At 61.7% G+C, this 14,963-nt stretch carries 12 protein-coding genes; 9 read left to right on the top strand and 3 right to left on the bottom strand.

Annotated elements, in window-relative coordinates; translation table 11 throughout:
- Window positions 1-3: 3 nt before the first annotated feature.
- From aroK to hemE, 6 genes are all read left to right on the top strand, one after another.
- Window positions 4-522 carry a shikimate kinase AroK gene (aroK, locus tag AC07Y2_RS23850; protein ID WP_045122915.1) on the top strand — a complete coding sequence of 173 codons (519 nt, stop codon included), beginning with the start codon at window positions 4-6 and terminating at the stop codon, window positions 520-522.
- 152 nt (window positions 523-674) lie between these two features.
- Entirely contained in the window at window positions 675-1,775 is a 1,101-nt protein-coding gene (gene aroB / locus AC07Y2_RS23845; protein ID WP_103386964.1) for a 3-dehydroquinate synthase, read from the top strand.
- Window positions 1,776-1,785: 10 nt separating this feature from the next.
- A complete protein-coding gene (locus tag AC07Y2_RS23840; RefSeq protein ID WP_074689569.1) occupies window positions 1,786-3,387 on the top strand; it encodes an AAA family ATPase in 1,602 nt (533 codons plus the stop codon).
- A gap of 350 nt (window positions 3,388-3,737) precedes the next feature.
- Window positions 3,738-8,183: a glutamate synthase large subunit gene (gltB, locus tag AC07Y2_RS23835; RefSeq protein WP_074689571.1), complete on the top strand. Its 4,446-nt coding sequence runs from the start codon at window positions 3,738-3,740 to the stop codon at window positions 8,181-8,183.
- A gap of 33 nt (window positions 8,184-8,216) precedes the next feature.
- Complete coding sequence (locus AC07Y2_RS23830; RefSeq protein WP_007909438.1) at window positions 8,217-9,635, top strand: FAD-dependent oxidoreductase; 1,419 nt, start codon at window positions 8,217-8,219, stop codon at window positions 9,633-9,635.
- Between the two features lie 246 nt (window positions 9,636-9,881).
- Complete coding sequence (gene hemE, locus AC07Y2_RS23825) at window positions 9,882-10,949, top strand: uroporphyrinogen decarboxylase (RefSeq protein ID WP_007952372.1); 1,068 nt, start codon at window positions 9,882-9,884, stop codon at window positions 10,947-10,949.
- A gap of 70 nt (window positions 10,950-11,019) precedes the next feature.
- Here hemE and AC07Y2_RS23820 read toward each other — a convergent pair whose 3' ends face one another.
- Entirely contained in the window at window positions 11,020-12,294 is a 1,275-nt protein-coding gene (locus AC07Y2_RS23820; RefSeq protein WP_103386965.1) for an MFS transporter, read from the bottom strand.
- Window positions 12,295-12,412: 118 nt separating this feature from the next.
- On the opposite strand from AC07Y2_RS23820, the gene AC07Y2_RS23815 reads away from it, so the two are divergent.
- Window positions 12,413-13,309: a LysR family transcriptional regulator gene (locus AC07Y2_RS23815; protein WP_039766450.1), complete on the top strand. Its 897-nt coding sequence runs from the start codon at window positions 12,413-12,415 to the stop codon at window positions 13,307-13,309.
- Here AC07Y2_RS23815 and AC07Y2_RS23810 read toward each other — a convergent pair whose 3' ends face one another.
- Window positions 13,310-13,747, bottom strand: a complete 438-nt coding sequence (locus AC07Y2_RS23810; protein ID WP_103386966.1) for an excinuclease — start codon at window positions 13,745-13,747, stop codon at window positions 13,310-13,312.
- Between the two features lie 118 nt (window positions 13,748-13,865).
- Here AC07Y2_RS23810 and AC07Y2_RS23805 point away from each other — a divergent pair, with 118 nt between their 5' ends.
- Window positions 13,866-14,171, top strand: a complete 306-nt coding sequence (locus AC07Y2_RS23805) for a type II toxin-antitoxin system RelE/ParE family toxin (protein WP_039766452.1) — start codon at window positions 13,866-13,868, stop codon at window positions 14,169-14,171.
- Window positions 14,168-14,455, top strand: coding sequence for an addiction module antidote protein (locus AC07Y2_RS23800; RefSeq protein ID WP_011332089.1), 288 nt, complete (start codon window positions 14,168-14,170; stop codon window positions 14,453-14,455). Before AC07Y2_RS23805 ends, AC07Y2_RS23800 begins: the two co-directional genes overlap by 4 nt.
- A gap of 49 nt (window positions 14,456-14,504) precedes the next feature.
- On the opposite strand, the gene AC07Y2_RS23795 is transcribed toward AC07Y2_RS23800, so the two are convergent.
- Complete coding sequence (locus AC07Y2_RS23795; protein WP_011332090.1) at window positions 14,505-14,945, bottom strand: hypothetical protein; 441 nt, start codon at window positions 14,943-14,945, stop codon at window positions 14,505-14,507.
- Window positions 14,946-14,963 lie beyond the last annotated feature (18 nt).

Here is a 14,963-nt window from a genome sequence, read left to right as displayed (position 1 = left end):
TCTGTGCGAAATTTGATTCTTGTAGGACCGATGGGGGCTGGAAAAAGCACCATCGGCCGATTACTGGCCAAAGAGCTGCGCCTGCCGTTCAAGGATTCCGACAAGGAAATTGAACTGCGTACGGGCGCCAATATTCCGTGGATCTTCGACAAGGAAGGCGAGCCCGGCTTTCGTGACCGTGAGCAGGCGATGATCGCCGAGCTTTGCGCATTCGACGGCGTAGTGCTGGCGACCGGCGGCGGCGCGGTGATGCGCGATGCCAACCGCAAGGCCCTGTACGAGGGCGGGCGGGTGGTGTATCTGCACGCTTCCGTCGAGCAGCAGGTTGGTCGTACCTCTCGCGATCGCAATCGGCCGTTGTTGCGCACTGCCAATCCGGAGAAAACCTTGCGCGATCTGCTGGCGATCCGTGATCCGCTCTATCGGGAAATCGCCGATCTGGTGGTGGAAACCGACGAGCGGCCACCCCGCATGGTCGTACTCGATATTCTCGACCGCCTGGCGCAGCTTCCGCCCCGTTAAAGCATCGCTCGAAATGCGCTATCCTCGGCGTCCTGTCACAGCCCGCCGAAGTTGTGGCGGATGGCGTGCGAGCGGCGTCATACCCGCTACAGGCCGCAGACAACCAATAATTCAGGGCAGGACGCCTGCTTCCATCTTCACTGTGGGGACACATGCAGACACTCAAGGTCGACCTAGGCGAGCGCAGCTACCCGATTCACATTGGCGAGGGACTGCTGGACCAGCCTGAACTGCTGGCCCCGCATATCCACGGGCGGCAAGTGGCAATCATCTCCAACGAGACCGTTGCGCCGCTCTATCTCGATCGTCTGACCCGGAGCCTGGCGCAATTCTCGGTGGTTTCCGTGGTGCTGCCCGACGGCGAAGCCTTCAAGAACTGGGAAACCTTGCAACTGATCTTCGACGGCCTGCTGACCGCCCGTCATGACCGCCGCACCACGGTGATCGCCCTCGGTGGCGGCGTGATCGGCGACATGGCCGGTTTCGCGGCCGCCTGCTACCAGCGCGGCGTCGATTTCATCCAGATTCCTACCACGCTGCTGTCCCAAGTCGATTCGTCGGTGGGCGGCAAGACCGGGATCAACCATCCGCTGGGCAAGAACATGGTTGGCGCGTTCTATCAGCCGAACGTGGTGCTGATCGATACTGCGTCCCTGAAAACCCTGCCAGCGCGCGAGCTGTCGGCCGGCCTGGCGGAAGTCATCAAGTACGGCCTGATCTGCGACGAGCCGTTCCTGACCTGGCTCGAAGACAACGTCGACGCCCTGCGTGCGCTGGATCAAACGGCCCTGACCTATGCCATCGAGCGCTCCTGCGCCGCCAAGGCGGCGGTGGTCGGCGCCGACGAGAAGGAAACCGGCGTACGCGCCACGCTCAATCTCGGCCACACCTTTGGCCACGCCATCGAAACCCACATGGGCTATGGTGTCTGGTTGCATGGCGAAGCGGTCGCCGCTGGCACCGTGATGGCGCTGGAAATGTCCGCGCGCCTGGGCTGGATCAGTGAGCAGGAGCGCGATCGCGGCATTCGCCTGTTCAAGCGTGCCGGTCTGCCGGTGATTCCGCCGGAAGAGATGACCGAAGCCGATTTTCTTGAACACATGGCAATTGACAAAAAAGTGATCGACGGTCGCTTGCGCCTGGTGCTGCTGCGCCGGATGGGCGAAGCGGTGGTGACCGACGATTATCCGAAAGAGGTTCTACAGGCCACGCTGGGAGCGGATTACCGCGCCCTGGCTCAGCTTAAAGGTTAATAAGATTCCGATGACTAGTTTGCATGCCGACGAGGCGTTCCTCGGCCATTTCCAGTTAAGTCACGACCCTTTCGCGCCGCGGGTGCCGGGCTTCAAATTCTTCCCGGCCCAGCGCAAGCCGGTGCTGGGTCAGTTGCATCATCTGGCGCGTTACAGCCAGTTGCTGCTGGTGGTAACCGGCCCGCAGGGCAGCGGCAAGACCCTGCTGCGTCAGGCGCTGGTTGCCAGCACCAACAAGCAATCGGTGCAGAGCGTCGTCGTTTCCGCCCGTGGCGCCGGCGATGCAGCCGGTGTACTGCGTCAGATCGCCCAGGCGCTGGACGTGGCGCAGGCAGAGGTCGGGGCGATCCTCGATCAGGTTGTACAGTTGGCGCTGACGGGGCAGGAAGTCTATCTGCTGGTGGACGATGCCGAGCAGCTCGACGAATCCGCGCTTGAGGCCCTGATGGCGCTGGGCGCCGGCGCGCCGGAAGGCCGCCCGCATGTGTTCCTGTTCGGTGAGTCGTCGCTGATCGCCCAGCTCGAGGCCTTGCACCTCGAGGAAGAGCGCTTCCACGTCATCGAATTGCAGCCGTACACCGAAGAAGAAACCCGCGAGTATCTCGACCAGCGGCTCGAAGGCGCGGGCCGGGGTGTCGAACTTTTCACCGCGGATCAGATCTCTGATATTCACGAAAGCTCCGAGGGTTGGCCCGGCAACATCAACCAGGTCGCTCGCGATGCTCTGATCGAAGTCATGATTGCCAGCCGCTCTGCGGTCAAGCGTCCAAGTATGGGGTTCAACATGCCGAAGAAACACGTATTGGCGATTTCCGCCGTCGTTGTGGTCGCGGTCGCTGCCGCCTGGCTGATGCCGGGTCGCAACAAGGCACCGACCACCGGTGCGCCGGCCAACGAGCAGGCGCAACTGCCATTGGGCCAGGGCACACCGCAGGCGGGTGGCGCGCCGTCCGTCGAATTCAACGGCAATACCCAGCCGATGCCGCTGCCGCTGGTCGGCAACTCGCAGCCGGTGATGCGTGGTCCGCTGGCTGAAGCGGCGGGTGGTATCACCGAGGGCGACGACGGTGTGCCGGTCGAAGGCTCCAGCAACACGCCACCGACCGTGACGACTACCGCGCCACCCGCGGGCGTTCAGGCCGGCCCTGCGCCGACCCCGGTTCCGGTTCCGGCCCCGGCGGCCAAACCGACCCCGGCACCGACCCAGGTCGCTACCGCCAAGCCTGCTCCGGCCGCTCCAGTGGCCAAACCGGCTCCGGCACCTGCCAAGCCCGTTGCCGCCGCCAAACCTGCCGAGAAGCCGGTCACCGTCGCCAAGGCCGCCGGTGGCAGCTGGTACGCCGGTCAGCCGACCAGCAACTACGTGGTGCAGATCCTCGGCACCAGCTCCGAAGCGACCGCGCAAAGCTTCGTCAAGGAGCAGGGCGGCGAGTACCGTTATTTCAAGAAAGTCCTCAACGGCAAGCCTCTCTACGTGATCACCTACGGCAACTTCGCCAATCGTGATGCAGCCGTTTCTGCCATCAAGGCCTTGCCAGCGAAGGTTCAGGCTGGTAAACCTTGGCCTCGCACTGTCGCCAGCGTCCAACAGGAACTGGCAACAACTCGCTGAAGATTCGGCGGCCTTACCCAGGCCGCCTCTCCAAGCACCTCAAAATCTCTACAAGTGCGCGCCGTCTCTACAGACCGCGTGCCTTGTGGTGTCTGCGTCACAGTAGTCTTTGAGTCGTTGCGGTCAAAATTAAAAAAGTTTTGACTAGCACAGCAGATCGCTTTAAACCTTTCACAAATGCGACATGAATTTGCGACATTTCGTCGTCAAATTTGTGAGCCTCTGTGTCGCTGTGTACAATGACCACCCTTTTGCCCCCGCAAAGCCGGCGTACGTTCGGCGCGGAAAGCAAGTGGTTGAATTGAAAAGAAATTTGCCTCGTTAAGAGGCAGCCTGGTGAGAAAGTGTCTATGAAAGCAGGTCTGTACCAACCAGATGAATTCAAGGATAACTGCGGTTTCGGCCTGATAGCCCATATGCAGGGCGAACCCAGTCATACCCTTTTGCAAACGGCCATCGAGGCCCTGACCTGCATGACCCACCGCGGTGGGATTAATGCCGACGGCAAGACCGGTGACGGTTGCGGTCTGCTGATTCAAAAACCCGACGCCTTCCTGCGTGCCATTGCCCAGGAAGCCTTCAGCGTCGAGCTGCCCAAGCAATATGCCGTGGGCATGGTCTTCTTCAATCAGGATCCGGCCAAGGCCGAAGCCGCTCGCGAGAACATGAACCGCGAGATCCTGGCCGAAGGCCTGCAACTGATCGGCTGGCGCAAAGTGCCGATCGACACCAGCGTCCTCGGCCGCCTGGCCCTTGAGCGCCTGCCGCAGATCGAGCAGGTGTACATCGGCGGCGAAGGCCTGAGCGATCAGGACATGGCGGTCAAGCTGTTCAGCGCCCGTCGTCGCTCGTCCGTGGCCAACGCCGCCGACACCGACCACTACATCTGCAGCTTTTCCCACAAGACCATCATCTATAAAGGCCTGATGATGCCGGCCGACCTGGCCGCGTTCTATCCGGACCTGGGTGACCAGCGCCTGCAAACCGCGATCTGCGTGTTCCACCAGCGCTTCTCCACCAACACCCTGCCGAAATGGCCGCTGGCTCAGCCATTCCGCTTCCTCGCCCACAACGGCGAGATCAACACCATCACCGGCAACCGCAACTGGGCTCAGGCCCGTCGCACCAAGTTCACCAACGATCTGATGGATCTGGAAGAACTCGGCCCACTGGTCAACCGCGTCGGTTCCGACTCCTCGAGCATGGACAACATGCTCGAACTGATGGTCACCGGCGGCATCGACCTGTTCCGTGGCGTGCGGATGATCATTCCGCCAGCGTGGCAGAACGTTGAAACCATGGACCCGGATCTGCGTGCGTTCTACGAGTACAACTCGATGCACATGGAACCGTGGGACGGTCCGGCCGGCGTGGTCATGACCGACGGTCGCTACGCGGTGTGCCTGCTCGACCGTAACGGTCTGCGCCCGGCGCGCTGGGTCACCACCAAGAACGGTTTCATCACCCTGGCTTCGGAAATCGGCGTCTGGAACTACCAGCCTGAAGACGTGCTCGCCAAGGGCCGTGTCGGCCCGGGCCAGATCTTCGCCGTGGACACCGAAACCGGGCAGATCCTCGACACCGACGCGATCGACAATCGTCTGAAATCCCGTCATCCGTACAAGCAATGGCTGCGCAAGAATGCCCTGCGCATCCAGGCGACCATGGAAGACAACGATCACGGTTCGGCTTTCTACGACGTCGATCAGCTCAAGCAATACATGAAGATGTATCAGGTCACGTTCGAAGAGCGCGATCAGGTACTGCGTCCGCTTGGCGAGCAAGGCTACGAAGCCGTCGGCTCGATGGGCGACGACACGCCGATGGCCGTGCTGTCCCAGCGCGTGCGCACGCCGTACGACTATTTCCGTCAGCAGTTCGCACAGGTGACCAACCCGCCGATCGACCCGCTGCGTGAAGCGATCGTGATGTCGCTGGAAATCTGCCTCGGTGCCGAGCGCAACATCTTCCAGGAATCGCCGGAACACGCCTCGCGCGTGATCCTCAGCTCGCCGGTCATTTCCCCGGCCAAGTGGCGTTCGCTGATGAACCTCGACCGTCCGGGCTTCGAGCGGCAGATCATCGACCTCAACTACGACGAAAGCGTCGGCCTCGAAGCGGCGATCCGTAACGTCGCGGATCAGGCTGAAGAAGCCGTGCGTGCCGGTCGTACCCAGATCGTTCTGAGCGACCGTCATATCGCTCCGGGCAAACTGCCGATCCACGCTTCGCTGGCCACCGGCGCGGTGCACCACCGCCTGACCGAAAAAGGCCTGCGCTGCGACTCCAACATCCTGGTTGAAACCGCCACCGCACGGGATCCGCACCACTTCGCGGTGCTGATCGGCTTTGGCGCCTCGGCGGTCTATCCGTTCCTGGCCTACGAAGTGCTGGGCGACCTGATCCGGACCGGTGAAGTCCTGGGCGACCTCTACGAGGTGTTCAAGAACTACCGCAAAGGCATCACCAAAGGTCTGTTGAAGATCCTGTCGAAGATGGGCATCTCGACCATCGCCTCGTACCGCGGTGCTCAGTTGTTCGAAGCGATCGGTCTTTCCGAAGAAGTCTGCGAGCTGAGCTTCCGTGGCGTGCCGAGCCGCATCAAGGGTGCGCGTTTCGTCGACATCGAAGCCGAACAGAAAGCACTGGCCACCGAAGCCTGGAGTCCGCGCAAGCCGATCCAGCAGGGCGGTCTGCTGAAGTTCGTCCACGGTGGCGAATATCACGCGTACAACCCGGACGTGGTCAACACCCTGCAAGCCGCCGTGCAGCAGGGCGACTACGCCAAATTCAAGGAATACACCTCGCTGGTGGACAACCGTCCGGTGTCGATGATCCGCGACCTGTTCAAGGTCAAGACCCTCGACACCCCGCTGGACATCAGTGAAGTCGAGCCGCTGGAGTCGGTGCTCAAGCGCTTCGACTCCGCCGGTATCTCGCTGGGCGCCCTGTCGCCGGAAGCTCACGAAGCCCTGGCCGAAGCCATGAACCGCCTCGGTGCGCGTTCCAACTCCGGCGAAGGCGGCGAAGACCCGGCGCGCTACGGCACCATCAAGAGCTCGAAAATCAAGCAGGTCGCGACCGGCCGTTTCGGGGTGACCCCGGAATATCTGGTCAACGCCGAAGTGCTGCAGATCAAGGTCGCCCAGGGCGCCAAGCCGGGCGAGGGCGGGCAACTGCCGGGCGGCAAAGTGAACGGGCTGATCGCCAAGCTGCGTTACGCAGTGCCGGGCGTGACCCTGATTTCGCCACCGCCGCACCACGACATCTATTCGATCGAAGACTTGTCGCAGCTGATCTTTGACCTGAAACAGGTCAACCCGAAGGCGCTGGTCTCGGTGAAACTGGTGGCTGAAGCGGGCGTCGGCACCATCGCCGCCGGTGTGGCCAAGGCCTATGCAGACTTGATCACCATCTCCGGCTACGACGGCGGCACCGGTGCTTCGCCGCTGACCTCGATCAAATACGCTGGCGCACCGTGGGAACTTGGCTTGGCCGAAACCCACCAGACCCTGCGCGGCAACGACCTGCGCGGCAAGGTTCGGGTACAGACCGACGGCGGCCTGAAGACCGGCCTCGACGTGATCAAGGCTGCGATCCTTGGCGCCGAAAGCTTCGGTTTCGGCACCGCGCCGATGATCGCGCTGGGCTGCAAATACCTGCGTATTTGCCACCTGAACAACTGCGCCACCGGCGTCGCGACCCAGAACGAGAAGCTGCGCAAGGATCACTACATCGGCACCGTCGACATGGTGGTGAATTTCTTCACCTACGTCGCCGAAGAAACCCGTGAGTGGCTGGCCAAGCTCGGCGTGCGCTCCCTCGAAGAGCTGATCGGCCGTACCGATCTGCTGGAAATCCTCGAAGGCCAGACCGCCAAGCAGCATCACCTGGATCTGACCCCGCTGCTGGGCAGCGATCACATCCCGGCGGACAAGCCTCAGTTCTGCGGCGTCGAGCGCAACCCGCCCTTCGACCAGGGCCTGCTGGCCGAGAAAATGGTCGAGATGGCGACGTCGGCGATCAACGACCTCAGTGGCGCCGAGTTCGATCTGGACATCTGCAACTGCGACCGTTCGATCGGCGCGCGGATCTCCGGCGAAATCGCGCGCAAGCACGGCAACCAGGGTATGGCCAACGCGCCGATCACCTTCCGCTTCAAGGGCACGGCGGGCCAGAGCTTCGGCGTGTGGAACGCCGGTGGTCTGAACATGTACCTGGAAGGCGATGCCAACGACTACGTCGGCAAAGGCATGACCGGCGGCAAACTGGTCATCGTGCCGCCGAAGGGCAGCGTTTATAAGACTCAGGAAAGCGCCATCATCGGCAACACCTGCCTGTACGGCGCCACGGGTGGCAAGCTGTTCGCCGCCGGCACCGCAGGCGAGCGTTTCGCCGTGCGCAACTCCGGTGCCCACACGGTCGTGGAAGGCACTGGCGATCACTGCTGTGAGTACATGACCGGTGGTTTTGTCTGCGTTCTGGGCAAGACCGGTTACAACTTCGGCTCTGGCATGACCGGCGGTTTCGCCTACGTGCTCGACCAGGACAACACCTTCGTTGACCGGGTCAACCACGAACTGGTGGAAATCCAGCGGATCAGCGGCGAGGCGATGGAAGCCTATCGCAGCCACCTGCAGAACGTGCTGAACGAGTATGTCGCGGAAACCGACAGCGAGTGGGGTCGTGAACTCGCCGAGAACCTCGATGACTACTTGCGCCGTTTCTGGCTGGTCAAGCCGAAGGCTGCCAACCTGAAGTCGTTGCTTTCCAGCACCCGTGCCAACCCGCAGTGATATGCGCCTGAAGAGTTTGATGAGGTTTTAACAATGGCTGAACGTCTGAATAACGACTTCCAGTTCATCGATGTCGGGCGCAAGGATCCGAAGAAGAAACTGTTGCGTCAACGCAAGAAAGAGTTCGTGGAAATCTACGAACCGTTCAAACCCCAGCAGTCGGCCGACCAGGCCCACCGCTGCCTGGGTTGCGGCAACCCGTACTGCGAATGGAAGTGCCCGGTGCACAACTTCATTCCGAACTGGCTGAAGCTGGTGGCCGAGGGCAACATCCTCCAGGCCGCCGAGCTGTCGCACCAGACCAACACCCTGCCGGAAGTCTGCGGCCGGGTGTGCCCGCAGGATCGTCTGTGTGAGGGTGCCTGCACCCTTAACGACGGCTTCGGCGCGGTGACCATCGGTTCGGTCGAGAAGTACATCACCGACACCGCGTTCGCCATGGGCTGGCGCCCGGACATGTCCAAGGTCAAACCGACCGGCAAGCGTGTAGCGATCATCGGCGCAGGCCCGGCGGGTCTGGGTTGCGCCGACGTGCTGGTGCGTGGCGGCGTGACCCCGGTGGTGTTCGACAAGAACCCGGAAATCGGCGGTCTGCTGACCTTCGGCATCCCCGAGTTCAAGCTTGAGAAGACCGTGCTGAGCAATCGCCGTGAAGTCTTCACCGGCATGGGCATCGAATTCCGCCTCAACACCGAGGTCGGCAAGGACGTGACCATGGAACAACTGCTCGCCGAATACGATGCCGTGTTCATGGGCATGGGCACCTACACCTACATGAAGGGCGGTTTTGCCGGTGAGGATCTGCCGGGCGTTTATGACGCGCTGGATTTCCTGATCGCCAACGTCAACCGCAACCTGGGCTTTGAAAAGTCGCCGGAAGATTTCGTCGACATGAAGGGCAAGAAGGTCGTGGTGCTGGGTGGCGGCGACACGGCGATGGACTGCAACCGCACGTCGATCCGCCAGGGCGCCAAATCGGTGACCTGCGCCTATCGTCGTGACGAAGCAAACATGCCCGGCTCGCGCAAAGAGGTGAAGAACGCCAAGGAAGAAGGCGTGAAATTCCTCTACAACCGTCAGCCGATCGCTATCGTTGGCGAGGACAAGGTCGAAGGCGTGAAAGTGGTCGAGACCCGTCTCGGCGAGCCGGACGCCCGTGGCCGTCGCAGCCCAGAGCCGATCCCGGGCTCCGAAGAGATCATCCCGGCCGACGCCGTGGTCATCGCTTTCGGTTTCCGCCCGAGCCCGGCGCCATGGTTCGAGCAGTTCGAGATTCAGACCGACAGCCAGGGCCGCGTCGTTGCGCCCGAGCAAGGTCAGTACAAGCACCAGACCAGCAACCCGAAAATCTTCGCCGGTGGCGACATGGTGCGCGGTTCCGACCTGGTGGTGACGGCGATCTTCGAAGGCCGCAATGCAGCGGAAGGGATCCTCGACTACCTGGGCGTCTAAACCTTCCTCTGATCGTTCCCACGTCGAGGCGTCGAACCGTCTGCGTGGGAATGCCTCCCGGGACGCTCTGCGTCCCAAAAGGCGTGACGCGGAGCGTCACTGGCGGCGTTACCACGCGGAGCGTGGGAACGATCTTCTGTGAAAAAAACGCGACAAATTGACCCGATAGACAAAAGGCTGACCTGCATCCGTGCCTTTTGCGTCGCGCTCTGAGAAAATGCCCGCACTTTTTTTCCGGATGCCGACATGACTGCCCTGAAGAACGACCGTTTCCTCCGCGCCCTGCTCAAGCAACCCGTAGACGTCACCCCTGTGTGGATGATGCGCCAGGCCGGCCGCTACCTGCCGGAATACCGCGCCAGTCGCGCCCAGGCCGGTGATTTCATGAGCCTGTGCATGAATCCGGAATTCGCCTGCGAAGTCACGCTGCAACCGCTGGACCGCTATCCGCAACTGGATGCGGCGATCCTGTTCTCCGACATCCTCACCATTCCCGATGCCATGGGCCAGGGCCTGTACTTCGAGACCGGTGAAGGTCCACGCTTCAAGAAAGTCGTCAGCACCCTGGCCGACATCGAAGCCCTGCCGATCCCCGATCCGCACAAAGACCTCGGTTACGTGATGGACGCGGTCAGTACCATCCGCCGCGAACTGAACGGCCGCGTGCCGCTGATCGGTTTCTCAGGCAGCCCGTGGACCCTCGCCACGTACATGGTCGAAGGCGGCTCGTCGAAAGACTTCCGCAAGACCAAGGCGATGCTCTACGACAACCCGCAAGCCATGCACCTGCTGCTGGACAAGCTGGCGCAGTCGGTGACTTCGTACCTCAACGGCCAGATCCAGGCCGGTGCGCAAGCGGTGCAGATCTTCGATACCTGGGGCGGCAACCTGTCCGCGGCGGCGTACCAAGAGTTCTCCCTGGCCTACATGAAGAAAATCGTCAGCGGCCTGATCCGCGAGCACGACGGTCGCAAAGTGCCGGTGATCCTGTTCACCAAGAACGGCGGCCTGTGGCTGGAAAGCATCGCCGACGCTGGCGCCGACGCATTGGGCCTGGACTGGACCTGTGACATCGGCAACGCCCGCGCCCGCGTGGGTGACAAGGTCGCGCTGCAAGGCAACATGGACCCGACCGTGCTCTACGCCAAGCCGGAAGCGATCCGCACCGAAGTCGGGCGCATCCTCGCCAGCTACGGCAAGGGCAGCGGCCACGTGTTCAACCTCGGCCATGGCATCACGCCGGAAGTCGATCCGGAGCACGCTGGCGCGTTCCTGCGTGCGGTGCACGAGTTGTCGGCGCAGTATCACGAGTAATCGGCGCTCAGCTCTAAGGGTAGAAAACAAAAACGCCCGGCTTATGCCGGGCGTTTTTTGTGGGCGCGAATCAGGCTTTGACGCCACCCAGCGGCGGCAACTTCGCCAGCTTCAACGCCACCAACAGCGCCACCAGCAACAGCGCGCCGATGAACAACCCGATCCCGTTCCATCCCGCCAGGTGCCAGAACACCCCGCCCGCCGTCCCCGCGATGCTCGACCCGGCGTAATAGCTGAACAGGTACAACGACGACGCCTGGCCCTTGGCCTTGAGCGCCCGGCGGCCGATCCAGCTGCTGGCGACCGAGTGGGCGGCGAAGAAGCCGAAGGTGAAGATCAGCATGCCGATGATCACCAGCGGCAGCGGTGTGAACATCGTCAGGGCGAGGCCGGCGAACATCAGGGCGATGGTCGCCCAGAGCACTTTGCGGCGGCCCAGTTTGTCGGCCAGCGAACCGATTTTTGCCGAGCTGTAGATGCCCGACAGATACACCACCGATAGCAGCCCCACAAACACCTGATCCATGTGGTACGGCTCGGCCAGCAGGCGGTAACCGATGTAGTTGAACAGGGTGACGAACGCGCCCATCAGCACAAACGCCTCAAGGAACAGCAATGGCAGGCCGGCATCGCGAAAGTGCATGGTGAAGCCGTCGAGCAGGCTGCGCGGGTGCAGCGAGCGGGAGCGGAAGTTGCGCGACTCCGGCAGGATTTTCCAGAACACCGCCGCTGCGATCAGCGCCAGGCCGCCAATCACCATCATCGCCGTGTGCCAGCTGACGAAGTCGATCAGCACACCGGTGATCAACCGCCCGCTCATGCCGCCAATCGCGTTGCCGCCGATGTACAGACCCATCGCCAGGCCGATGTGCTGCGGATGGATTTCCTCGCTGAGATAAGTCATTGCCACCGCTGCCAGACCGCTCAATGACAATCCGATCAGCGCGCGCATGATCAATACGCCGTGCCAGCTCGGCATCATCGAACTGGCGATGGTGCACAGCGCCGCGGCAAACAGCGCGGCGACCATCACCGGTTTACGCCCGACCCGATCTGAAATCGGGCCAGTGATCAGCAGACCGAACGCCAGCATGCCGGTGGCCACCGACAGGATCAGGCTGCTCTGCGCGGCGTTGATCGAATATTCGTTGGACAGCAGCGGCATCATCGGCTGCACGCAATACAGCAGGGCGAAGGTGGCGAAGCCGCCGCTGAACAGCGCGAGTACCGTGCGCATGAACGCGGGCGTGCCTTTCTCGATGTAGATCTCTTGCAGTTCGGTCAGCACATCGTCCGCCGCAGCGGGCGGGACTTCATGGGCCAGTGGAGCGACGGCGGTTTTCACATCAGACCTCGGAGGGCGCGGGCAGGCAGGCAATGAAAAAATCATATAGCTGGCTAATGTTTCTATCCAATATATTGTTCGACCTGTTTGATAGCTTTCACGACCTAATGGGGTGCCCATGGAATTACGTCATCTGCGCTACTTCATCGCCGTCGCCGAAGAACTGCACTTCGGCCGGGCCGCACAGGTGCTGGGCATCTCCCAGCCACCGCTGAGCCAGCAGATTCAGGCGCTGGAACAGGAAGTCGGTGCACGGCTTTTCGAGCGTACCAATCGTCGGGTCGAACTCAGCGAGGCCGGGCGACTGTTTCTGGAGGAAGCGCGGCTTGTGCTCGCCCAAGTCGATAAAGCGGCGGACGTGGCCCGCCGGGCGCAACTCGGTGAACTAGGGGAATTGAAGATCGGCTTCACCTCCTCGGCGCCTTTCAACTCGACCATTCCCCAGGCGATTTTTTCCTTCCGACAGCGCTTCCCGGCCGTGCACCTGAACCTGCGCGAGATGAGCAGCACCATGGTGGCCGACGCGTTGGTGGACGAATCGATCGAGGTCGGCATCATGCGCCCGCTGGGTTTGCCGGATTCGCTCAGCGTGGTCGAACTGATGCGCGAGCCGCTGGTGGCCGTGCTCAGCTCCAAACATCCGCTGGCGCAGGGCTCTGAAGAGGGACTATTCCTCTCGGCGCTGGCACTTGAGCCGTTCGTGTTCTTCCCGCGCAGCTACGGCAGCGGTCTGTATTCGCAACTGATCAGCCTGGCCCGCGATGCCGGGTTCAGCCCGCACTTCGCCCAAGAGGCCGGCGAAGCCATGACCATCATCGGTCTGGTGGCAGCGGGTCTGGGCGTGTCAGTGATGCCGGCGTCGTATCAGCGGATGCGCATCGACGGCGTGGTCTATCGACCGCTGCTCGATCCCGAGGCCGTGACGGCGGTGTGGCTGGTGCAGCGCAAGGACCAGAAATCGCCGATGGCCAAGGCGTTTGTCGAACTGCTCACGCGCAAGGTCGAAGCCGGTTGATCAGGGCAGCCGCACCAGATCACCCTTCAACGCCACTCGTGTGACAAAGATGCCGGCCCGACATTCGTAAGTGTTCAGATCCTTGCGCACATGCTGGTCGTAGTAGCTGACGATGTTGGTCACCGCATTCGCCCCGACACGCTTGGCCTCGGCCTGCAGCGCAATCAGATTCGACTGCAACACCCACTCGCAGGAGTCGTGATCGCTCTTGTTGAAGCCGTTGGTCTTCAGATCGCTGACCACCCCGCGCCGCAACAACCGCTGAGTGCCCTGAGGACCGTTGCCGACCAGATAAAACGTCACACTGCCATCCAGCCGCCCGGCGCGCATCGCATCCGACACGACTGTTTCGAACGGCATGTACATCAGATTGGTGGCGTGGCTGGCACTGGGGAGCAGGCTGAAAAGGGCGGCAGCGATCAGGGCTTTCGCTTGCATGGTCGTCTCCTTGACGTAACGCGCAGCAAATCATGGGTATGACGAGTGTAGACGCCGTATATCGGACAGAGAGAAGTCCATGTAGAGTGCGTGTAGCTCAACGGCTACACTTGCAACCATGACTGAGATACTTCGAAGCTCCACATTCTCGAGCTGGCTTGTGAAGCTGGCTGATAGTCGCGCCAGGATGCGTATTCAGGTGCGAATTGATCGTATGGCTGAGGGAAACTTCGGTGATGTCAAAGCCATTGGCGAAGGGATCAGCGAAGCCCGAATTGACTATGGCCCGGGATATCGGGTCTATTTCATGCAGCAAGGTCGTCAGCTGGTCATCCTCCTTTGTGGTGGAGACAAGAGCAGTCAATCTCGAGACATCAAGCAAGCCAGGCTCATCGCGGAATCCTGGCAGGAGCAAAACCCATGACCGAACAATTCACTCGTTGGGACTCAGCCGAGTACCTCAAGACAGAAGAGGACATGGCCAACTATCTGGATGCCTGCATGGAAGAGGCGGGGGATGACCCGGCTTTTATTGCCAAGGCACTTGGCACTATCGCTCGGGCGCGTGGCATGACCCAGGTCGCACGGGATGCGGGGCTATCAAGGGAAAGTCTTTATCGCGCACTGTCAGGCGAGGTAAATCCCGAGTTTGGAACGATCCTCAAAGTCATGAAAGCGCTGGGGCTGAAGTTGCATGCCAGCACATGATCTGAATTGAAAAGGGCGCCGAAAGGCGCCCTTATGTCGTTTCCGGCCGTTACTGAACCGTCGCCAGATCGCCCTTCAACGCTACGCCGGCCATGATGGCGCCCGCGTGGCATTCGTAGGTTTTCGCATCCTTGCGCTCGTTGCTCTTGTAGAAGCTGACGATGTTGGTCACGGCGTTGGCGCCGGCGTTTTTTGCGGCCTGGTGCAGGCTGATGATCGCCGATTGCACGACCCACTCGCAGGCTTCCTGGTCGGTCTTGTTGAAGGCGTTGGTCTTCTTGTTGGTCACGGCGCCGGGGCTGACGACGGTGACTTTGCCGGCCGGGGCATTGCCCGCCAGATAGAACTTCACGCTGCCGTCGATCTTGCCGGTGCGGGTCGCTTCGGCGACGGCCTTGTCGAACGGCAGGTAGACCGCCGTGTCACGGGCCTGGCTGACGGCCGGCATGGCGCAGATGAGCAGGGTGGCAGCGAGTTTCTTGAAGTGCATGGAGGTCTCCTTGACCTG

The sequence above is a fragment of the Pseudomonas sp. GW456-12-1-14-TSB6 genome (assembly GCF_059424205.1).
The sequence above is the reverse complement of the archived record's forward strand: the minus strand, read 5'-3'. Positions and strand labels throughout refer to the sequence as shown.

Bases quoted from the DNA above. Each gene is read 5' to 3' on its own strand.
- aroB (WP_103386964.1), top strand. From the start codon at position 675: ATGCAGACACTCAAGGTCGACCTAGGCGAGCGCAGCTACCCGATTCAC.
- AC07Y2_RS23840 (WP_074689569.1), top strand. From the start codon at position 1,786: ATGACTAGTTTGCATGCCGACGAGGCGTTCCTCGGCCATTTCCAGTTA.
- gltB (WP_074689571.1), top strand. From the start codon at position 3,738: ATGAAAGCAGGTCTGTACCAACCAGATGAATTCAAGGATAACTGCGGT.
- AC07Y2_RS23830 (WP_007909438.1), top strand. From the start codon at position 8,217: ATGGCTGAACGTCTGAATAACGACTTCCAGTTCATCGATGTCGGGCGC.
- hemE (WP_007952372.1), top strand. From the start codon at position 9,882: ATGACTGCCCTGAAGAACGACCGTTTCCTCCGCGCCCTGCTCAAGCAA.
- AC07Y2_RS23815 (WP_039766450.1), top strand. From the start codon at position 12,413: ATGGAATTACGTCATCTGCGCTACTTCATCGCCGTCGCCGAAGAACTG.
- AC07Y2_RS23810 (WP_103386966.1), bottom strand. From the start codon at position 13,747: ATGCAAGCGAAAGCCCTGATCGCTGCCGCCCTTTTCAGCCTGCTCCCC.
- AC07Y2_RS23805 (WP_039766452.1), top strand. From the start codon at position 13,866: ATGACTGAGATACTTCGAAGCTCCACATTCTCGAGCTGGCTTGTGAAG.
- AC07Y2_RS23800 (WP_011332089.1), top strand. From the start codon at position 14,168: ATGACCGAACAATTCACTCGTTGGGACTCAGCCGAGTACCTCAAGACA.
- AC07Y2_RS23795 (WP_011332090.1), bottom strand. From the start codon at position 14,945: ATGCACTTCAAGAAACTCGCTGCCACCCTGCTCATCTGCGCCATGCCG.